Annotated in this window: 20 protein-coding genes and 1 other RNA gene; 18 read left to right on the forward strand and 3 right to left on the reverse strand. The window is 40.9% G+C overall.

The genetic code is table 11. The annotated features are described in order from the left end of the window. Positions 1-211 precede the first annotated feature (211 nt). From AC57BQ_RS09010 to ffs, 3 genes are all read left to right on the forward strand, one after another. Positions 212-835 (forward strand): 2'-5' RNA ligase family protein, encoded by a 624-nt coding sequence (locus tag AC57BQ_RS09010; protein WP_496405953.1) that lies wholly within the window; start codon positions 212-214, stop codon positions 833-835. 9 nt (positions 836-844) lie between these two features. Continuing rightward, positions 845-1,420 carry a 2'-5' RNA ligase family protein gene (locus tag AC57BQ_RS09015; protein WP_496405954.1) on the forward strand — a complete coding sequence of 192 codons (576 nt, stop codon included), beginning with the start codon at positions 845-847 and terminating at the stop codon, positions 1,418-1,420. Positions 1,421-1,533: 113 nt separating this feature from the next. Then, positions 1,534-1,632, forward strand: an RNA gene (gene ffs, locus AC57BQ_RS09020) — signal recognition particle sRNA small type. Positions 1,633-1,988: 356 nt separating this feature from the next. Here ffs and AC57BQ_RS09025 read toward each other — a convergent pair. Continuing rightward, positions 1,989-2,483 carry a hypothetical protein gene (locus tag AC57BQ_RS09025; RefSeq protein WP_496405955.1) on the reverse strand — a complete coding sequence of 165 codons (495 nt, stop codon included), beginning with the start codon at positions 2,481-2,483 and terminating at the stop codon, positions 1,989-1,991. Positions 2,484-2,602: 119 nt separating this feature from the next. Next, positions 2,603-2,980, reverse strand: coding sequence for a hypothetical protein (locus AC57BQ_RS09030; RefSeq protein ID WP_496405956.1), 378 nt, complete (start codon positions 2,978-2,980; stop codon positions 2,603-2,605). Between the two features lie 217 nt (positions 2,981-3,197). Between AC57BQ_RS09030 and AC57BQ_RS09035 the strand changes: the two genes are divergently transcribed. The 9 genes from AC57BQ_RS09035 (at position 3,198) to AC57BQ_RS09075 (ending at position 11,562) form a co-directional block, all read left to right on the forward strand. Beyond that, complete coding sequence (locus tag AC57BQ_RS09035) at positions 3,198-4,154, forward strand: YpdA family putative bacillithiol disulfide reductase (RefSeq protein ID WP_496405957.1); 957 nt, start codon at positions 3,198-3,200, stop codon at positions 4,152-4,154. Between the two features lie 159 nt (positions 4,155-4,313). Beyond that, positions 4,314-4,745 carry a hypothetical protein gene (locus AC57BQ_RS09040; RefSeq protein WP_496405958.1) on the forward strand — a complete coding sequence of 144 codons (432 nt, stop codon included), beginning with the start codon at positions 4,314-4,316 and terminating at the stop codon, positions 4,743-4,745. Positions 4,746-5,479: 734 nt separating this feature from the next. After that, entirely contained in the window at positions 5,480-6,127 is a 648-nt protein-coding gene (locus AC57BQ_RS09045) for an N-acetyltransferase (RefSeq protein WP_090467989.1), read from the forward strand. Between the two features lie 82 nt (positions 6,128-6,209). After that, complete coding sequence (gene argG, locus AC57BQ_RS09050; RefSeq protein WP_496405959.1) at positions 6,210-7,412, forward strand: argininosuccinate synthase; 1,203 nt, start codon at positions 6,210-6,212, stop codon at positions 7,410-7,412. Further along, positions 7,405-7,758 (forward strand): cupin domain-containing protein, encoded by a 354-nt coding sequence (locus AC57BQ_RS09055; protein ID WP_090467993.1) that lies wholly within the window; start codon positions 7,405-7,407, stop codon positions 7,756-7,758. Before argG ends, AC57BQ_RS09055 begins: the two co-directional genes overlap by 8 nt. Next, entirely contained in the window at positions 7,736-8,734 is a 999-nt protein-coding gene (argC, locus tag AC57BQ_RS09060) for an N-acetyl-gamma-glutamyl-phosphate reductase (protein ID WP_496405960.1), read from the forward strand. The genes AC57BQ_RS09055 and argC overlap by 23 nt, the downstream gene beginning before the upstream one ends. A 59-nt stretch (positions 8,735-8,793) precedes the next feature. Beyond that, positions 8,794-9,927 (forward strand): aspartate aminotransferase family protein, encoded by a 1,134-nt coding sequence (locus AC57BQ_RS09065; protein WP_496405961.1) that lies wholly within the window; start codon positions 8,794-8,796, stop codon positions 9,925-9,927. A 23-nt stretch (positions 9,928-9,950) separates the two neighbouring features. Then, positions 9,951-10,898 (forward strand): N-acetylornithine carbamoyltransferase, encoded by a 948-nt coding sequence (locus AC57BQ_RS09070; protein WP_496405962.1) that lies wholly within the window; start codon positions 9,951-9,953, stop codon positions 10,896-10,898. A gap of 55 nt (positions 10,899-10,953) precedes the next feature. After that, positions 10,954-11,562, forward strand: coding sequence for an FMN-binding negative transcriptional regulator (locus AC57BQ_RS09075; RefSeq protein WP_496405963.1), 609 nt, complete (start codon positions 10,954-10,956; stop codon positions 11,560-11,562). A 20-nt stretch (positions 11,563-11,582) separates the two neighbouring features. Here AC57BQ_RS09075 and AC57BQ_RS09080 read toward each other — a convergent pair whose 3' ends face one another. Continuing rightward, positions 11,583-12,881 (reverse strand): NAD(P)/FAD-dependent oxidoreductase, encoded by a 1,299-nt coding sequence (locus tag AC57BQ_RS09080; RefSeq protein WP_496405964.1) that lies wholly within the window; start codon positions 12,879-12,881, stop codon positions 11,583-11,585. Positions 12,882-13,084: 203 nt separating this feature from the next. On the opposite strand from AC57BQ_RS09080, the gene argB reads away from it, so the two are divergent. The 6 genes from argB to AC57BQ_RS09110 all read left to right on the forward strand — a co-directional run bounded on the left by argB (position 13,085) and on the right by AC57BQ_RS09110 (position 22,078). After that, positions 13,085-13,930, forward strand: a complete 846-nt coding sequence (gene argB / locus AC57BQ_RS09085; RefSeq protein WP_496405965.1) for an acetylglutamate kinase — start codon at positions 13,085-13,087, stop codon at positions 13,928-13,930. Continuing rightward, positions 13,927-14,745: a pyrroline-5-carboxylate reductase gene (gene proC, locus AC57BQ_RS09090; protein ID WP_496405966.1), complete on the forward strand. Its 819-nt coding sequence runs from the start codon at positions 13,927-13,929 to the stop codon at positions 14,743-14,745. Before argB ends, proC begins: the two co-directional genes overlap by 4 nt. Before the next feature lie 185 nt (positions 14,746-14,930). Further along, positions 14,931-16,307: an aspartate kinase gene (locus AC57BQ_RS09095; RefSeq protein WP_090468009.1), complete on the forward strand. Its 1,377-nt coding sequence runs from the start codon at positions 14,931-14,933 to the stop codon at positions 16,305-16,307. Between the two features lie 302 nt (positions 16,308-16,609). Continuing rightward, the gene (locus tag AC57BQ_RS09100) at positions 16,610-19,420 is read left to right on the forward strand and encodes a S9 family peptidase (RefSeq protein WP_496405967.1); all 2,811 of its coding nucleotides are present in this window, start codon (positions 16,610-16,612) and stop codon (positions 19,418-19,420) included. Between the two features lie 95 nt (positions 19,421-19,515). Then, positions 19,516-20,694, forward strand: coding sequence for an ankyrin repeat domain-containing protein (locus AC57BQ_RS09105; RefSeq protein ID WP_496405968.1), 1,179 nt, complete (start codon positions 19,516-19,518; stop codon positions 20,692-20,694). Positions 20,695-20,737: 43 nt separating this feature from the next. Continuing rightward, the gene (locus AC57BQ_RS09110) at positions 20,738-22,078 is read left to right on the forward strand and encodes an ankyrin repeat domain-containing protein (RefSeq protein WP_496405969.1); all 1,341 of its coding nucleotides are present in this window, start codon (positions 20,738-20,740) and stop codon (positions 22,076-22,078) included. Positions 22,079-22,133: the final 55 nt, after the last annotated feature.

The following is a 22,133-nucleotide window of genomic DNA, read 5'->3' on the forward strand; positions in this document are numbered from 1 at the left end:
TAATAATACGTCGACCGTTATGGAAACCAGGGTGTTTATAAACTTACCAAAACCCCCTCGCCATAACTTATCAGCCGCAAATAATTACTTCATAAAGCTTACTTAGGAAAAGCTCAGCTGAATACCGACTCCCCGGAATTAGTTTAATAAATTTACTATTCTACTAAAAATATTAGTATTTTTGATTTATCAAAACCCGGCCATTATGTATATGTACGAAGACTATTTATTTCTGCTTTCGCCTCCTGAAGGCATTAAGCTGGAAATTGCCCGTTATAAAAAGGCCTCGGCTAAATTAATTGGCAATTATAAAAGTGTGAATTCACCGGCACATATTTCTGTTCATCACCTGGAGCGGCAAAAGCCCTTTATGGAAGAAACCAACCTGAACCGGATAGAAAAAAGCCTGAATGAGCTGCCGCCGGCTTTATTACACGTGGATGGGTTTAAATACTTCCAGCATCTGCATAACCGGATGACCATTTATGCGCATATCAGGATCACACCTGCTGTAGATGAGTGGTTTACACAGCTTAAAAGGGTACTCAAAATCCGCAAAACCATCGTTCCGCATATTACCGTGACTCGTGACATTGCTGGACCCGATTTTGAACGCTTGTGGCCGAATTTCAGACATAAAAAACTGGTGGAACCCTTTTGGGTGAATGAGCTGATCATGCTTAAACGTGAAACATTTGCGCATGAACCGCAATGGCAACCTTTTAATGTTTTTGAATTTAAGAACAAAAAAGCGATGGCCAATACCGCAGAGGCTATTATGAGCAGGCAGGCTGCCGCCGATAACCATATCCAGGATCAGATAAACCTATTTTAAACAGAAATCATGAACAACAAAGATTATCTTACCGTTATTTCCGCGCCGGAGCACGTGGATAAAAAAGTTGGCTCGTTTAAACAGGAATGCGTAAAACGGATTGGTAAATTTCCGGGGATGTACGCGCAGGCGCATATTACTATTGAATCATTCAGGGATGAGGTGCATCAGCTTACACTAAAACCCTTGTTGCTTACCCCTTTTTATGAAATGGTGGGCTTCAAGATCAGAACCATACCACAGCATAAACTCAGGATCAATGGGTTCGACTTTTTTAAGCACGGCCCCAATTTCAGGACGATATATGCCCGCGTAGATCTGGATAAAACAACAGAAGACTGGTTTAACCAGGTTAAAGGCGCCTTAAGAATGAAAACCCGGAGAATTACACCGCACCTCACCATCGCCCGGAATATACCGGTAGCCTCATTTAACAAATTATGGCCTTATTTTCAGGAAATGGAGTACCGGGATGCGTTTTTGGCTGATTGCTTAACCATATTGGAAAAGGAAGTGGATAACAAAAACGACCGCTATAAAGTGCATAAAACGATCCCTTTTAGCAAAAAAACCTTGGCTGCCTAACCCCTGTTTATACCAATTGGCGACACAATAGAGGCTAATCACCTAAACGATAATCAATTATCTTTTTTAACAATTTATTAACCATAAGCAAACCTTTTTCTATATTTGCGCCGGGGTAAGTCTTTTACGGCCAGCTCCTCTTGAACTCCCCCAGGGTGGGAACACAGCAAGGGTAGAGAGTTGAGCGGCGCGATAAAAGTAGCTTACCCTTTTTTATGCCCTAAATTTTGGTCGAGCCACCTGCGCACCGTCGATTGACGAATATCGAACACCGGATGACCAATATCGAATAACGAAATTTACTTCGGCATCCACATCAACCACAAATAAACCGGCTGTCATCCTGAGCGTAGCGAAGGATCTTCTTCAATATGCCTGATGTACAACAGATGCTTCACTCCGTTCAGCATGACAAAAGATATTTAGCCAAACACAAAACTGTCATCTCGAACGAGGTATGAGGAGAGATCTTTTACGAGGGATATATCAATTGTATAAGATTCTTTGCCAGTAGCGCTGCGGTTATAACACCGACGACAACACGACACGTGTGCTCCAGTAAGTAGTTTCATATCTCTGGCCTCCCAATTGGGTTTGGAAACCCAGAGAAATAAACGCTATAATTATCAGAATCCCATGTGCCATTTAACATTTGAATAATAATATCGATAGTTGCAGTCAGACTGCTTATTTTAATAGGGAAAACCCACTTGTTAACAAAAGAATCATCTATTTTATTCTCTTCAAATTCATTTAACGTTGGAATACTAAGTTCAGGGCCTTTGGCTACAAGCAATGATTTTGTTTGCCCTAAAATATCAATAAATACACCTTTGTCAGCCTCGCTGCCAACTAAACCATCTAAAAATATATCTACCATGTTTGCGTACGCCCCTGATCGATTAGCATCACATTGTCCATACAGCTTCTGTAAATTCTGAGACAAACTATTGATACCTATATTCTCGAATGTTTCACAGATATATTGGCTTAATACTTCAATAAAAGACTCTGGTATCCAAAAGCCCTTGCCTCTGTAATTAATATTTGCTTCGTCAGGCATAGTTATTAATTTATTAGCCTATGGTCTGTGTTATAACCGCACCATACACCACGGTGTTTTAAAGCATTATAAAATAGTTTACGATGATAACATCGACCACTGGTAGAAATATTATTTAATTATTTACTCTTTTCAAGCATAGTAGCCGAAATAGCACCTTGTTCCCCCAGCCCAATACTTGTTGTGTCGCCATGCTGGTAAATATCTTTTAGAATATCCATTTCTGTTACTCCTACCTTACTTTCTTTTCTTAATACATATAGCATATTGCCTATTTTCAGCGCCTGATCATCGGTATTAGGCAGATTATACATTTTGATGACCGCTTCCATCATTGGTTTAATTTTATCTTCGTCGGGCATTCCTTCAAAAACGATGTGCATCTTGCTGTATGCGTCAGAGACCTCGGTTTGGGTTGCATCGGTCGAATACGATGAATTATTGTTTTGTCCGCAGGAGGACAGCAAAATTAAAGAAGCAAGAATAGTTTTTCTCATGTGATTAAGTTTGGAATTATAAACTTATGAAAAAGCATTAAGAAAGGGCAATTGCTTTTGGATAATCTGGATAAACATGCAATTAGCCCCTGGTCGGTGTTATCACCGCACCATGCACCGCCGACCATAGGCTGAATATTCACTTTATCATCTGTCATTCAAAATTCATTATTCGATATTACTTCCTCCAAAACCTTAAACTGCCTATCTTCGCAACATGCTCGATATACTCATTATAGGTGGTGGCCCCATTGGTTTAGCTTGCGGTTTGGCCGCTCAAAAAGCCGGTTTAAGTTTTGTTATTATTGAAAAAGGCTGCCTGGTTAATTCGTTGTATAATTACCCATCAACCATGACCTTTTTTTCTACTTCAGAAAAGTTGGAGATCGGTGGGGTACCTTTTGTAACTGTACACAACAAACCAACCCGTGCCGATGCTTTGGAGTATTACCGCCGGGTAGCACTTTCCAACCATTTACCTATCAACCTGTTTGAGGAAGTAACTAATGTTGCCCCACAAAACGGAGCATATACTATAACTACCAGCAAAGCTACTTATGAGGCTAAAAGGGTGATCCTTTCCACCGGCTTTTATGATATAGCGGTTAACCTGGATATTCCCGGCGAAGATCTGCCCAAAGTAAAACACTACTACCAGGATCCGCATTTTTATACCCTGCAAAAGGTAGTGGTGGTGGGCTCCAGCAACTCGGCTATCGATGTAGCGTTAGAAACCTACCGTAAAGGCGCCGAAGTTACTTTGGTGATCCGCGGCAGCGAAGTAAGCAACCGGGTAAAATACTGGGTACGGCCCGATATCATCAACCGTATTAAAGAAGGAAGCATCAAAGCCTATTTTAATTCCAACCTGCAGGCCATCCGCCAACATGAGGTAGATATCCAAACGCCTGATGGCCTGGTAACTATCCCCAATGATTATGTAATGGCTATGACGGGCTATAAACCCAATTTTGATTTCCTCAGGAGGCTGGGCATAGTATTGTCTGAAGATAAATTCATTCCGCAGTACAACCCCGAAACCATGGAGACTAACCTGCCAGGCCTGTACCTTGCCGGTGTAGTTTGTGGCGGTTTAGATACCCACCTATGGTTTATCGAAAACTCGCGTATCCACGCTGATATGATCATCAATGATATCGTAAGTAAGCGCTGATCAACCTTTTCTTATTCAAAAAATACACATCTGAATAAATTATATATTCATTATCAGATAGTTATAGTTTTTTATTTTATTAAATAGTACTATGCATTGCATATTACTATTTAAAACACTTATCTTTATGTAAGTTTTAAACCACATAAAGCAAAAACCATGAAATCAACCATTATTGCACTGCTCCTATTGTTGGCCGGCAGTACCGTGTGCCTGGCACAATGCGACAAAAAATTAAGCCTGGTAACCTCAAAAACAGAACACCTGGATGGTAGTAATAACCTGGAGCGGGCTGTCGATGAGCAAACCGTTATCGAGATAATCGACAAGAAAATTTCGGTTAATATTGAAAACGGAAAGCAAACCCTTACGGGAACCATCAAATCAAACACCTGCGATTGGAAAACCCCATTTAAGGAAGGAAAATCGGTGATCAATACCACCATTAGCGATGAAGACGGGGGTGGTGAAAAAGATTACCGCCTCACCATTGAAGGCAAGGACGGGAAAGTTACCCTGACCGCCGAAAGCGTACAAGACCCTGACAAGAAGCTGAGATTTGTTCTGGATAAGTTTGAAGAAAAGAAATAACCCTAATTTTAAAAGCTCTATTACCATCCCTACCTCCACAGGGAAGCAAGCTTTGAAAAGACAAAAAATTTGAGTATATTTATATCATTAAACAGCCCGGTTCTCTGGATAAAAGAGAACCGGGCTGTTTAGTTAAGGATAAAACAGCTCAAAAATAGATCATTTTTAATTTAGTTATTTGACAATCAGATATTTAATACTTTTTAAACCTTTCAAAACACATCAAAAATTTGTTAAAAAGTGTTAAAACAGCGTTAAAATTTAGTTAAATGGGGTAAAAGTCACACGTTTTTACCCTGTTTTTGACTAAAAAAGTGTTAAAATTAAAGGTTTAAAAAGTCCGCGGTTATGGTATCCGATCATCAGTATTTTATAACTCATAAAAAACGGAATATAATCTTATCGTTATTAAATCATTTTTTTCTTGCATAAGTAAAAATTTATGCAATAATTTGCACCCAAATTAAAAACACAGTAATACCACAAAAAAATGAATCTACAAAGCTTAAATAAGCCCGCAATAAGAGCAACATTTGCTCCGGCTGCCGCTGCTTTGGTTTCAACTGTTTTTTTATGCTGCCCTCCCCGACGAAGGCCCTATATGCCACGGGTTTGAATTAATTTCCTGTAACAAAACCCCTCGAAAGAAGAAAGTTTTTAAACTTATTCTTTTAAAAACCATCTAATTATTAAGGCCTTAAAAGCCAATTAATTTAACGGTAATATCTATTTTAATGACCATACAAGATTTTGATATTCAGGTTGCTACTGCACAACATGTGGACTATGCACCTCAAATATGTGTTGAAATGGCCGAATCGGCCAAAGCCCGGGGCACAGGTATAGCGCAGCGTTCCCCGGAGTACGTAGCCAATAAAATGCTGGAAGGGAAAGCGGTTATAGCCCTGCACAAGGATGGTACCTGGGCCGGTTTCTGCTATATTGAAACCTGGAGCCACGGCGATTTTGTGGCTAATTCTGGCCTTATAGTTAACCCCCAATTTCGTAAAGCTGGGCTGGCAAAAGCTATTAAACACCGTATTTTCCAGCTTTCCAGAACTAAATACCCCGAGGCCAAAATATTCGGCTTAACTACCGGTCTGGCCGTAATGAAGATCAATTCCGAATTGGGATACGAACCCGTTACCTACTCAGAGCTTACCCAGGATGAGAACTTTTGGGCCGGCTGCAAAAGCTGTGTCAACTATGATATTTTAATGAGCAAGGAACGTAAAAACTGCATGTGCACCGCCATGCTGTTTGATCCGGCCGAAAAACAAAAGCAGGACGAAGAAAAAATGAAAAGGATCACCCACAAAGCTACTCTGTTGGAGCGTATTGAAAATGCCATCAAGAAAAGAATAGGGCAAGATCACGATTAAAATAAATCTATAAAACAAATACATATAAATTGAAAAGAAAAAGCTTTAAGCCTTCCGCTTTTAGCTTTAAGCTCAAAAAAAGATGAAGAAAAAAGTAGTATTAGCATACAGCGGAGGTTTAGATACCTCATTTTGCTGTATTTATTTAACACAGGATCTTGGTTACGAAGTTCACTCCGTTATTGTAAACACCGGTGGCTTTAGCGACGAAGAATTAAAAGGAGTTGAAGAACGTGCTTACAAAATGGGCGTTACTTCGCACCACGTGGTTGATGAAACCAGGAACTTTTACAATACCTGCGTTCGCTTTTTGATTTATGGTAATGTTTTAAAAAATAATACTTATCCCCTTTCGGTAAGTGCAGAGCGCGTAAGCCAGGCAACAGCCATAGCCAACTATGCCAAAGAAATAGGCGCCGAATATGTAGCACATGGCAGTACCGGCGCCGGTAATGATCAGGTACGTTTTGATATGATCTTCAACATCCTGGTACCAGAAGTGCAGATCATCACCCCTATCCGCGACTTAAAATTGAGCCGTGAGGAAGAGATCGACTATCTGAAAAAACACGGTGTTGATATGAATTTCGAAAAAGCCAAATACTCTATCAACAAAGGTATCTGGGGAACATCTGTAGGTGGTAAAGAAACCCTTACCTCAAACTTAGGATTACCCGAAGAAGCATGGCCTACCCAGGTTACCGAATCGGAAGTGAAAAACCTGGAACTTGTTTTTGAAAAAGGTGAATTGGTGGGTATTGATAAGGAAAGATATGATCATCCAACAAAAGCTATCCAGGCTTTACAGGCTATTGCCCAGCCTTATGGCATTGGCAGGGATATTCACGTGGGCGATACCATCATCGGCATTAAAGGTCGTGTAGGTTTTGAAGCTGCGGCTCCAATGGTGATCATCAAGGCTCACCATACTTTAGAAAAACACGTATTAACCAAATGGCAGCTGACCTGGAAAGATCAATTATCTACTTTCTATGGCAACTGGCTGCATGAAGGACAGTTCCACGACCCTATTATGCGTAACATGGAGGCTTTTTTAAGCGACACCCAGCAAAACGTAAGCGGCAAGGTATTTGTACAACTGCACCCGTATCGCTTCCAGATCATAGGTATCGAGTCGGAGCACGACCTGATGTCGAACAAATTTGGCAGCTATGGCGAAATGAATAATTCATGGTCTGGCGAGGATGTAAAAGGGTTCTCTAAGATATTTGGCAATCAGGTCATGATCTATCACAAGGTTAATAATCAATCACAGAATGATTAATACAGCTTTTTCAAAGGGCGAATGTCTAAAGCATTATAATTGGGGCGATGACTGTCACGGCTGGACTTTTATTGATACGGAGGCATTGTCTGTTAAACAGGAATTAATGCCGCCAGATACAGCCGAGCAGTTACATTACCACGAAAAAGCCACACAGGTATTCTTTATTTTAAAAGGCAGGGCCACCTTCACCATCGACGGTAACGTGACTGAATTAAAGCCAGAACAAGGAATAGAAATATTGCCTGGTCAGAAGCATTTTATCAGTAATAACGACCGGAGCGACCTGGAATTTATTTTATATTCTTATCCATCAACAAACCATGACAGGATCAACATCAAATAAAGTACGTGCGGGAATTATAGGCGGCGCGGGATATACTGGTGGCGAAATGCTGCGTATACTGATCAATCACCCCGATGTGGAGATAGCGTTTGTACACAGCAACAGCAATACCGGCAATCACATTTACGAAGTTCATACCGATCTTTTTGGCGATACCAATCTTCGTTTTACCGGTGAATTGTCATTTGCCATCGATGTGCTTTTTCTGTGTGTTGGTCATGGTGACGCTAAGAAATTCCTGGAATCAACTGTTATTCCTGATCACATCAAGATAATCGATTTAAGCCAGGATTTTAGGCTGACTCAAAGCTCGAAATTCAAAAATAAAAGCTTTGTATACGGACTACCTGAGTTAAATCGCGAAGCCATCAAAACAGCCGATAATATTGCTAATCCGGGTTGTTTTGCTACTTGCCTGCAATTGGGCTTATTGCCCCTGGCTTCAAAAGGCATATTAAACAACGAGGTACATGTGGCAGCTACAACCGGTTCAACCGGTGCGGGCCAAAGCTTAGCCCCGACTTCTCACTTTACCTGGCGTAATGATAACCTATCTGTTTATAAGGCGTTTAATCATCAACACTTAAATGAGATAGGTCAGTCTTTAAAACAGTTACAAGGCGATTTCAATAAAGCCATCAACTTTATACCTTATCGCGGCGATTTTACCCGTGGTATCATAGCTTCGATGTATACAGAAAGCGACCTGAGTGAAGAGAAAGCTTTAGAGTTGTATAAAAGCTACTATGAAAGTCACCCTTTTACGCATGTAACCAATCGCAACATCGATCTGAAGCAAATTGTAAACACCAACAAATGCTTTATTCAGGTGAGCAAGCACGAGGGCAAACTATTAATCATCAGCATACTGGATAATTTACTTAAAGGGGCCTCAGGCCAGGCAGTACAAAACATGAATTTGTTATTTGGCTTAGATGAGCGCGCAGGGCTACGACTTAAGGCGACCGCATTTTAAGCTTTTCGCCACAATTGCAGCTTTATTAATTTAAGTTTTATCTATTATCTTTTTCAAATATGAATTTATTCGACGTATATCCTGTTAACCCCATAAATATAGTAAGAGGCCAGGGCAGTCTGGTTTATGACAATCACGATATCGAGTACCTGGATATGTATGGCGGTCATGCGGTAATATCCATTGGGCATACCAATCCGCATTATGTAAAACGGTTAGAAGACCAGTTACATCAGCTGGGTTTTTATTCCAATTCTATCGAGATCCCTATTCAAAAAGAGTTAGCAACTAAATTAGGTAAGGTGTCTGGTAAAGATGATTACCAGTTATTTATGTGTAACTCAGGTGCCGAAGCCAACGAGAATGCTTTGAAACTGGCATCGTTTTACAATGGCAAAAAGAAGGTGATCGCTTTTAAAAAGGCGTTTCACGGTCGTACCTCTTTGGCGGTTGCGGTTACAGATAATCCTAAGATCGTTGCTCCTATAAACGAGACAGACAATGTAATATTTTTGCCATGGGCGGATGAAGCCGCTTTAGCACAAGCCTTTGCCGATCAGGGGAACGAAATATCATCGGTAATTATCGAAGGTATACAGGGTGTTGGCGGCATACAGGTGGCTCCCGAAAGTTTCCTGCAAAAGATCCGTTCGTTATGTGATCAGCATAACGCCGTTTTCATTGCCGATTCTGTTCAATGCGGTTACGGACGTACCGGTAAATTCTTCTCACAAGATTTTGCCGGTGTTAATGCCGATATCTACAGCATGGCTAAAGGCATGGGTAATGGTTTCCCGGTTGGTGGCATAATTATCTCCCCTAAAATACAGCCTGCTTATGGTATGCTGGGTACTACTTTTGGTGGCAATCATTTGGCCTGTGCCGCAGGTTTAGCTGTATTGGAAGTGATGGAGCAGGATAACCTGATGCAAAACGCGGCAACCATTGGCGAATACCTGATCAAAGAGCTTAATAAGCTGGAACAGGTTAAAGAAGTACGTGGGCGGGGCTTGATGATTGGTATTGAATTGCCGGAGGAACTATCAAACGCACGTAAAGACCTTTTATTTAAACACCATATTTTTACAGGCGAAGCTAAACCAAATGTGGTAAGGTTGTTACCTGCTTTAAATTTGACCAAAGCACATGCCGACAGATTTTTAGAGGCTTTTGTAAATGTTTTAAACCAATAATTCGCTATTAAATATCCGGGCTAATGAAACTATTCTCTTCTGTAAATGATGTTGCTGATATCAATGCTCTTGTAAAGGAGGCCTTGAAGCTTAAACAAAATCCGTACGCCAACCAGGATCTGGGTAAAAATAAAACCTTGGCATTGATATTTTTAAACCCAAGTCTCCGCACCCGTATGAGCACCCAAAAGGCAGCCCTTAACCTTGGGATGAACGTGATGGTACTTAATATTGATAAGGAAGGATGGGCTTTAGAGCTCCGTGACGGCGTGATCATGGATGGCAGCACAGTAGAGCATATCCGCGAAGCCGCGGGTGTTATGGGGCAGTATGCAGACATTATTGGCGTACGCTCATTTCCGGGTTTAAGGAACCGCGAGGAAGATTATAGCGAGATGATATTCAACAAGTTCGTAGCTTTTTGTAAAGTACCTGTGGTAAGTCTGGAATCAGCCACACGTCACCCCCTGCAAAGCCTGGCTGATCTGATCACTATTGAAGAATTAAAAACAACGGCACGCCCCAAAGTGGTACTAACCTGGGCTCCGCATATTAAACCGCTTCCACAGGCAGTGCCCAACTCGTTCGCGGAATGGATGTGCAAAGCCGACGTTGATTTTACCATTGCACAACCCAAAGGTTATGAGCTTTGTGCCGATTTTACACAGGGAGCAAACATAATTTATGATCAGGACGAAGCACTAACCGGCGCTGATTTTATCTATGTAAAAAACTGGTCGGCCTACGAGCCCTACGGTAATATCCTGGGTAAAAACGAAGAGTGGATGCTGACGAACGAAAAATTAAAGATCACCAACGACGCCAAAGTAATGCATTGCTTACCTGTACGTCGTAACCTGGAGCTCTCAGATGAGATACTGGACGGGCCAAACTCGGTAGTGGTACACGAAGCCGGCAACCGGGTTTGGGCTGCCCAGGCAGTATTAAAACAAATGCTGGAAAGCTTGTAAGATGAGTTGGTTCAGATGTCTTGTATCTTGGATCCCATAATCTTGATTCTTTATTATGTACATCCCATCATTCAACAAATTCGAAAACGAGCAAGAAGCTATCAGCTTTATGCAACGTTACAGTTTTGCCACTATAATTACATCTGTTGATGATATACCGGTTGCTACTCACTTACCATTTATAATAGAACAACGCGATGATAAGCTGGTCTTATCATCGCATTTTGCTAAAGCCAATCCACAGGCTACAGAAATAGCAGGCAAAAATGCACTGGTGATATTTACCGAACCTCATGCCTACATATCTCCCGCTAACTACGAAAAGGAAGCCCATGTACCAACCTGGAACTATCTGGCAGTACATGCGTATGGCAAAGTAACTTTACTCAATGAAACTGCCGATCTGCTTGCCCGTACTATTGACAACTATGAACAGAATTACTTACAGCAGTGGAATAGCCTGCCTGATGACTATAAGCAAAAAATGATGAAAGGGATTGTAGGATTTGAAATTATAGTAGATGACCTGCAAGCCAAAAAGAAGCTAAGTCAAAACCGCAGTGAGCAGGAAAAAGAAAACATCATCAATACTTTAAGTAAAAGTACAAATACCACTGAAAATGAGATAGCTGAATACATGAAGCTCACTAAATCCAAACAGTAATTTTCTCCTGATAAGCAATCTTACTTTGGCTCCGGATCTATCGCCCGGGTCTTAATATCAAAGTAACGGATGATGAGGCGGTTATCACTGTTCTTGGTAAAGTAGGATATGGCCCAGCTAAAAAATATAGTTCCTTTATTGGTAAAACCAGCCAATGACATGATGTGTACTGCCCCCCATATCACCCAGGCTATAAATCCCTGCAGGTGAATTTTACCAAGATCGGCAACAGCTTTGTTTCGACCAATAGTCGCCAATGACCCTTTATCGTTATATTTAAAGGGCACAATGGCTTCGTTATTAATCAAACGAACCAGGTTATTTGCCAGGTGTCTCCCCTGTTGAATGGCCACCTGAGCCACACCGGGATGCCCATTTGGTGTATCAGTTGTAATTACTGCCGATACATCACCTATCGCAAAGATATTAGCATAGCCATTTACCCGGCCAATTCCATCCGTTTGGATACGATTGCCTTTGGTGATAGAAGTCTCGGGCATTCCTTCGGGAACCTCTCCTTTTACACCCGCGGCCCACAAAACGTTACGGGTTAATATCGTAGTACCATCGTCAATTTTCAGTTCGGTACCATTATAACTTTGCACATGCACGCTATTAAATATGGTTACGTCCATATCCAACAGGAATTTTTTAGCTTTTGCAGATGCACCTGGTGAAAACGAAGCAAGTAATTCGGCTTTACCTTCAACCAGGTAAACCTTCATACTATGTTTACGCAAACCATGATAATCTTTCATCAATATCAGCTGGCGCATTTCTGCCAAAGCACCGGAAAGTTCAACACCGGTAGGGCCACCTCCTACTACCACAAAGGTCATTAATGCCGCCTTCTCTTCCGGATCTTTAGCTATTAATGACATCTCCAGGTTTTGCAGTATCAGGCTGCGCAGGTTAAGCGCTTCAGGAATATTTTTCATAGGCATAGCAAAATGCTCTATTTCCTTATTACCAAAAAAGTTGGTGTTTGACCCTGTGGCAATGATCAGGTAATCATAGTAAATAGTACCTATATTAGTAGTGAGTGTATTATTTTCCGGATTTACGCGCTCCACTTCGGCCAGTGCAAACCTAAAGTTATCTTGTTTGGTAAATATCCTTCTGATAGGGAAACCGATCGAATCAGCAGCTATACCGCCGGCAGCCACCTGGTAAAGTAAAGGCTGAAAAGTGTGATAATTATGCTTATCCAGCAAAAGCACATCTACAGGCGCCTTTTTTAGATTTTTGGCTAATTCCAGGCCTCCAAATCCTCCTCCTACAATAACTACGCGGGGTTTAGTACTTTTCTTTTGATCCATAGGAAAACTTCATAGCAAGTTTAATGCCTTAAAATTTCAATATTACTAATTATTTCATAATCAAATTGTAAAGTTACATAGATAATACTTTAATCATTTTTTAACATTTTTTGAATAAAATACACTATAAATTCATATTTTTAGCAGATTCCTGTTTAATTTAATAGGAATTTAACATCAAGAGGGTTATATTACTATTAATAATGGGTAAAATTGATACGGTTTCAGTAAATTCTACACAGTTACAAGAAAATAAAAGCTTGTACATCATAAAAATAGGAGGAAACGTAATTGATAACTCCGAAAATCTGTATCATTTTCTAAAAGATTTTGAAGGATTGGATGGTTTTAAAATATTAGTGCACGGCGGAGGCAAGGTTGCCACTCAAATTGCCGAAGAATTAGGCATCGAAGCTAAGATGGTAGATGGCCGGCGTATTACCGATATTGAAACGCTGAGAGTAGTTACCATGGTATATGGAGGCCTGATCAATAAAAATATAGTGGCGCAGCTACAACGCTTCGGTAATAATGCTATTGGTCTTACCGGGGCCGATGGCAATTTTATACGGGCCAAAAAGCGCCCGGTAAAAACCATTGATTATGGTTTTGTAGGCGATATTGATGAAAATTCCATCAACCCTGAAAACATAAGTCGTTTGATGCAGGCAGGCTTCACCCCTGTTTTTTGCGCGTTGACGCATGATGGTGAGGGTCAGTTATTAAATACCAATGCCGATACTATTGCCTCGGCGCTGGCGGTATCGCTTTCATCATTATATGAAACTACGCTTATTTATTGCTTTGAGAAAAAAGGCGTGCTTCAGGATATTGATGATGAAGAATCACTGATCAGGGAGATCGATCCGGTACGTTATGAAGAACTAAAGATCCAGCGTATTATACACAGCGGTATGTTGCCCAAACTGGATAACGCTTTTACCGCCATTGCATGTGGCGTAAAGGCAGTGATCATAGGCAAATCTGACGACCTGGGACAATTAAAAGAAAATAAACCATTTGGAACACGTTTAAGTAAAAACGCATGAATTCATCACAGCATTTAGCCATTTTAGGCTCTGGTAACATCGGGCTGTCATTAGCCAAAGGGTTGGTAAAAGCAAATATTTGCAAGCCCCAGCAAATTTCCCTCACACGTCGGAATGTATCGGCGCTGGCAGAGTACACTCAATTGGGGTATCACACTACCGACAATAATACCAAAGCGGTAAAAAAAGCCGATATTATTGTTTTAGCGGTATTACCTCAACAGCTTAATAAACTGCTGGATGAAATAAGGCCAGCTATAAAAGCCGAAAAACAGTTGATCATTTCTGTGATATCCGGAGTTACCTGCAACGATATCCGCCAGCAGCTTGATTTGAATGTGCAGGTAATAAGAGCCATGCCTAATACGGCTATAGCTATTGGCCATTCTATGACCTGTATTGCTACAGATAACGGCACTAATAAAAATATAAACCTGGTAAAATCTATGTTTGATACCGTGGGTATGAGCATCCAGATCAATGAAGAGCTTATGACATCGGCAACAGCGCTTTGCGCCTGTGGTATAGCGTTTTTCCTTCGCTCTATACGTGCAGCCTCACAAGGTGGTACTGAGATAGGTTTCCATGCACACGACGCTTTAAAAATGGCCGCTCAGACTGCCAAAGGCGCTGCTGATCTGCTGCTGCAGCTATCGTCGCATCCGGAGCAGGAGATCGATAAGGTAACTTCACCAAGCGGATGTACCATTGCTGGTTTAAATGAAATGGAGCACAATGGTTTTAGTTCGGCCATGATCAAGGGCATTAAGCTTTCGGCCGAAAAGGCAGGCGACCTTTACAAGAAGGACGAATAAGTATATCGCAAACATTCTTTTATTTTGATAACCGGTGTATCAATATGATATACCGGCTTAAATAACACATATAATACAATAATCTAAAAACCAATCCCTTAAACGCGCCATATCAACTAAAAGGCCATTATTTTATGGATGGTACAGTTTTGGCACATATGCGCTAAAAGCGTTTATTCTTAAAAATGTTAACAGTCGAAAAAATCGGCGGCACTTCTATGACCGCCTTAAATGATGTCATCAAAAACATCATCCTATTTGAACGTTCCGGGCAACAATTGTACAATCGCATCTTTGTCGTATCGGCCTTTTCAGGGGTAACCAACCTCCTGCTCGAAAATAAAAAAACCGGTGCGCCGGGTGTTTATCACAAACTGGCTACTTATAAAGATTTTCACAAACCGCTTAAGGCGCTCATCGTAAAACTAAAACAGATCAATAAAAGTTACGAGAGCCTCGGATTGAACATCGCCGAGGCTGATAAATTTATTGAACAACGCCTTAAGGATGCCCAAACCTACCTGGAAAACATAGCTAATATCCTGGCTTCAGGTTATGTAAATAAAGACGATGTTTTGCTGGCTGCCCGCGAGATCCTGGCATCTATCGGCGAAAGCCATTCGGCTTTTAACTTTACCAATATCCTGCAAAACATGGGTATCAATGCCACGTTTGTTGACCTGAGCGGCTTTCATGACCACCGCTCTTTCACCATAGACCAACGCATTAAGAAAGACCTGCAACATATTGATTTTGGGAGTACGATCACTATTGTAACTGGCTATACCAAAGGTACTGAAGGTATCATGCGGGAATTTGACAGGGGCTATTCTGAGGTTACTTTTAGTAAAATAGCCGTGGCTGTTAAACCACAGGAAGCCATCATTCATAAAGAATATCACCTGTGTACCGCCGATCCTGAACTGGTTGGTGTGGAGAATTGCTTCCCTGTGGGTAATACCAATTATGATGTAGCCGACCAACTGGCAGATGTAGGCATGGAAGCGATACATCCCAAAGCATCAAAACCATTGGAGATACATGATATCGATCTTCGCATCAAAAACACCTTTCAGCCAGAGCATCCGGGCACACTGATAACCCGCGAATATATCTGCGATAAAAAACGGGTTGAAGTAATTACGGGCACAGAACGTGTGATGATGATCGACATTTACGACCCATCAATGGTAGGTAACGTTGGTACCGATTTCCATATCATGCAGCTGTTCTATAAATTCGGCGTGAGTTATACTTTTAAGGCCACCAGTGCCAATAGTATCTCGATAGTGATATGGGATAAGGATTTTAATAAAAAGCTGATACAGGAGCTTGAAAACGATTATGAGAAAGTAACCGTAGAAAAAATGGCTATGGTTTGTCTCATTGGTTCCAACATGGATCAACCCGGTTTGCTGGCTAAATCAGCAACAGCGCTGGCTCAAAAAGGCATCAATATAAAGAGTTGCGGTTTCGCCCTGCGCAAGGTCAACATCCAGTTCCTGATAGCCCGCGAAGATTTTAAAGAAGCTATCAAGGCTTTGAATAAGGCGATGATATAAACTTTTACAGTTCTCTCAGGATCTGTCGCAGATAACTCTGACACATAAAAGTGGGTTTACAGTGTAAACCCACTTTTATGATAAAAAAATAAACAATACACTTATAATCAATTAATTAAAAACAAATTAACCATAAAAAGTGTAAACCATGTAAACCCACTTTTGTCTACCCAGGGTCTGGCCCTATGCCCTATCGCTTTACGCTTTGGGCCTTCTGCTTTCAGCTTTATTGTAACTTTCCTGTAGCTAAACTTTTATAAATGCCGTGTTTTTAGCATATTTAACTCTTACTTAAGTTACTTATGCGTAAAACCCTACTCCTGCTATTTTCAGTTTTCATTTTTCTTAATGTATCCGCTCAAAAAATAGCCAAAAAGCCTTTAGATAACACCGTTTTTGATGGGTGGCAAAGCGTTAGTAACCAACACATCAGCAATAATGGTAAATGGATATTTTATGTAGTAAAACCACAGCAGGGAGATGCAGAGTTGGTGATCACCAATACTGCTAACACCACTAAAATAAAGGTCCCCCGCGCAGATACCGCCAGTTTCAGTAGCGACTCCAAATTTGTTACCTTCCTGATCCGGCCATTTTATAAAACCATTCGTGAAGCCAAAATTAAAAAGAAAAAACAGGCGGATTTTCCCAAAGATACGCTGGGTATCATTACGCTCGGCTCACAATCGATTAGCAAAGTGCCCGCTATCCGGTCGTTCAAACTCGCTACAAACGCGCCAGTTGTAGCCTATTTGGCCACTGCCGATACTATTAAAAAACCGTTACCCAACGATACCTCAAAAAAAGCTGTAAGCGCTACTATAGCCCCCTCAACACATGATGGCTCCGATTTAACCATAAACAAGTTAGGCACCAGTACAACCCGAACATTCAAATACGCAACCGATTACCAGGTAAGTAAGAACGGAAAACTATTGGCGTTTGCCGTTACAGCGCCCGCAAAACAGAAAGATGTTAAGTCGGGTATGTATGTATATGATATTGATAAAAACGTTCTCAAGACCATAAGCACAGGCCGTGGTAATTACCGCAATATCACTATCGATGATGAAGGTAAACAACTGGCTTTCACAGCCGAAAAGAATCCTGAAAAAGCACTGGTTAAGCCTTTTAAACTCTATTACTATACCAGTGGCCGCGACAGCGCGGTAATTATAGCAGAGGCCGGATCAAAAAGCCTTACACAGCAATGGGCCGTAAGTGGCGATGGGAAAGTTTACTTTAGTAAAAGCGGCAGCAACTTGTTTTTTGGAACCGCTCCTATCCCAAAACCTGCTGATACTACTATTGTAGATTTTGAAGTGGCCAAGCTGGACATCTGGAATTACAAAGATGATTACCTACAGCCACAGCAACTAAAAAACCTGCAAACAGAATTAAAACGCAGCTATCTGGCAGTTATAAAACTCAACGAAGCAGAACCGAAGCCATTGCAATTGGGCAGTAAGGCTATACAGGAAGTACTGGTTGCCGAAAATAAAGATGCCCGTTACGTTTTAGGAGTAACTGATACAGGTGCCCGCATCCAGGCCCAGTGGCAAGGCGGCACCAAACAACAAGCTATTCTGATCGACACCAAAAGCGGTAATAAGCGCCTTATCAATGCGAGCTCGAGGGCAAGATATCGGATCTCTCCCGACGGAAAATACGTGATCTGGTTTGATCTGGAGCAGCAAAACTGGTTCTGTTATACCATTGCCAATGGTCAAAAAAGCAATCTTACAGCTACCATTGGAACAAAAATGGGCGACGAGTTAAATGACGTCCCTGATTATGCCTCGGATTACGGTCTCGCGGGCTGGTTACAAGGCGACAAAGCAGTTCTGATATACGACCGCTATGATATCTGGAAAATTGACCCGGCTACAGGTGCTGTTACCAACTTTACCAATGGCATCGGTCGCAAAAATAAATTCATTATCAGATATGATGCTACCGACCCTGAGCAGAAGTTCATCCCGCTAAAGCAGCAAATGTGGTTGCAAACACAAAATGAGGTGAATAAACAGTGGGGATATTACACTAAGTATCCGGAAAGCAGCTCAGTTCCGGAAAAGGTAAACATGATACTAATGAGCTATGGCGATCTGTTAAAAGCGAAAAATGCCAACACCTACATTTATACTAAAGGCAGCTATGAACTGCCTCCTGATCTATATGTATCAACCGACCTAAAAAGAGAAATCAAACTAAGCGATATTAATCCGCAGCAAACCAACTACAACTGGGGAACAGCGTCCCTTGTGAAATGGACAACACCTAAAGGTTATCATTCGGAGGGTATTTTGTATAAGCCCGAAGATTTTGACCCGGCTAAAAAGTATCCGATGATCGTATATTTTTATGAAAAACTATCCGAAGGACTTTTTAGTTACGTAGCCCCCGCTCCTACTCCATCGCGCTTGCCGATATCTTTTTTTGTAAGTAATGGCTATTTGGTTTTTGCACCCGATATCAGTTATCAAACCGGGCATCCGGGTGCATCAGCGGTTGAATATATCAATTCAGGTGTAGAATCCCTTAAGAAGAACTCATGGGTTGATGCCGCTCACATCGGCATACAGGGACAAAGCTGGGGAGGTTATCAGGTGGCCTATCTCATCACCCAAACCAATATGTATGCTGCTGCCTGGGCGGGTGCGCCGGTAGCCAACATGACATCAGCTTATGGTGGTATACGTTGGGAATCGGGTGTAAACAGGCAATTTCAATATGAAAGAACACAAAGTCGTATTGGTGCAACTTTATGGGAAAAACCTGAGTTATATATAGAAAACTCACCGCTATTTCAGCTGCCTAAAGTACAAACACCAGTAATGATCATGAGCAATGATGCTGATGGCGCTGTACCATGGTACCAGGGAATAGAAATGTTTACTGCCCTGCGCCGCCTGGGTAAACCTGTTTGGCTTTTGCAATACAATGGCGAAGCACATAACCTGGTACTGAGACAAAATCGCAAGGACATCACTATACGTGAGCAACAGTTTTTTGATCATTTTTTAAAAGGTGCACCAATGCCGGTTTGGATGGCTAAAGGGGTGCCTGCCGTTGACAAAGGGAAAGACTGGGGCTTTGAATTAGTAAAGTAAATCCTCTTTCCCAACTTTAATTAATTATCAAATTATTATCGGCATACAGCTATAATTTGGTATAAATATTGAAGCAATGGTAGAAAACTGAATTTATGCTGGAACAAATGCTTCAATCTGGCGACTATGCCGCTGCCCTGGAATCAATAAAAAACGGTGAAAAACTCTCAAAAACGATCTTCGACTTTAATAAATCACAAATTTTTGACAAACTGCTAAGGGATAAACAGTTTCAAATACTGAACTATTTTGTAAAAGATAAAACCATAGAAACAGACATCTATGAGTACGATAGTTTTGACAAAAGCATCTTTGCAAGTATAATTCGGAATTTATCAGACGAAAGCGAATCCAATGATTTCTTCAGGGATTTTATCACCAAATTCGATAATATTAACGATGAAGTCGCGGCCAAAACGCTGCTGAGCTATTTTTTTGAAAATGCCGCAAAATTGGAGCACATCAAAATTTTAATTGAAGCAGGTTGTAGCATCAACTTCAAAAATAACGCGGAAGAAAATCTGCTCCATCAGGTTATTAACACCTATTCAAGGGAACCTGAATTTTCATTAGCTTATTTATCCTTGCTTATTGATGAAGGTCTGGATATCAATGAAGCTAATATTGTCAGAAAAACACCGTTGATTGCTGCCATTGAACGCAATAAAAAAGAATACATCGATCTGTTGCTGCAAAACGGTGCCGATCCGAATCATATAGATAAAGATGGCAATACCGCTTTTTTCTATGCCGTGGCCCATCAACTTAATCTAGACTTGTATAACAAATTGCGTGAATATGATAGCCCACAGTTTGACTTGTTAAACAAAAATCAGGTAAGCTTGCTATTTGAATATATGAGGATGATGAACAGTCCATCAGAAAGCATGCTTGAGTTATTATCCAAACTGATCAATGATGGAGCGGATCTGTATCATGAAAGCTTCTATTATCAAAGCCCCACCACTCCTATTAATCTGATTCCCGAAAAAGACCCTGCCGTTTTACAAACTATTATTGACACCGGGGCCTTAGACATTAACCGGCAAGATAATGAAGGCAATACCCTGCTACATAAGGTTTGTGCTTATAACGTTAACTATGAGGAACGAAAAGCAAAAGAAACTTATAGAAAGGTAAAATTGCTGCTTGAAAATGGTGCGGATGCCGATATCACCAATAATAAAGATCAAACCGCTTTAATGCTTGCATCAGATGATAACCTAAAGATCAAAACGGTTGAACTACTGATGAAAAACCAACAGAATGCTTAACCGCAAATAATCTTTGAACTATTAAATCTACCTAAATATGTCTATGTCCTTTATCATAGCCTGCGAAAGCGGGAAAAGAAAAATTGCCGAGCTTTTATTACAAAACAAAGAAGTTGATGTAAAATATACCGACGAAAAAGGCCGCACAGCCTTGCATTATGCAGCACATCAAGGTTTTCTGGATCTGGTTAAAATACTAATTGATGAAGGTGCAGTATTAGATTACGAAGACCACGCAGGAGAAACACCTTTTTATTTTGCCTTATTGCAGAAACAAAAACAAACAGCCCTTTATCTCCTGGATAAGGGCGCCAAAACATCAATTAAAGATTTTAAAGGAAACAGTTTATTACATTTAACCGCCATCAACGGGCAGATTGATGTTTTAGAGAGACTTGTAGAAGCGGATACGGACGTAGATATAGAAAATAACGCGACTGAAACTCCGCTATTGGTGGCCGCTGGATGGCGTAACAGGGAAATTGTAAAACTATTATTGATCAAGGGAGCCAACATAAATACTACTGATAAATTGGGCAATTCGCCATTGTTATATGCAGCAAAATCAAAAAACATACCTATGATTGAGCTTTTGCTTGATAATGGGGCTAATATTAATCACGTGAACCATGCCGGGGAATCGGCACTTTTAATTAGTTGTTATGATAGCAATCGCATGCTTACTAAATTATTGGTAGATAGAGGAGCGGATGTTTTTGTGTCCTCAAAAAATGGGCTATCGCCTATCTGGTATGCTTGTGGAAATAATCAAAAAGAGATTGTTGAACTGTTTTTGAATAATGGAGTTGATGTAAATTATGCCAAACCAGTAAATGATAGTACCGATTCCATGTACTCATACCTCGATTGGGTTGAATCTGCCAATAACCTGGCCTCGGATAGTAATTTTTCATTAAGCAATACCTACAATTACGGAGGTGAAGCCCTGTTGCATGTAGCTGCCAAAAGCGGTCATTTAAGTATGATCAAATTGTTGTTAGATAAAGGCGCTCAAATAAACGTGCAGGATGAAAGTGGTAACAGCGCCCTCCATTATGCTGCCGCCAATGGCAAAAAAGATATGGTAAAGCTATTGCTTGAAAACAACGCTGATGCTTCTATCGTAAATGCTAAAGAGCAAAAAGCAATTGATTATTCGAATATTAAAGGCTACAATGAAATTACAGAGCTTTTATTAAAGAGTAGTCCGGCCAATGGTACAAATCCAACCTTTGCTAAGTCACAAGAGCAGGCTGCTACAACTCCTCAAAATGATATGGCGGGCAAGAAACAAGCCCTTTTAGATTTAAAAGAGCTATTAGACGCAGGTATTCTTTCGCAGGAAGAATTTGACGGCGAGAAGGCTAAAATATTAAAGGGGTAATATCCTTATATTTAGATTTTCAACAAACAAAAAGCCGGGCAATACCCGGCTTTTC

It is taken from the genome of Mucilaginibacter sp. BGA-UO-ETr-C110 (assembly GCF_059567985.1).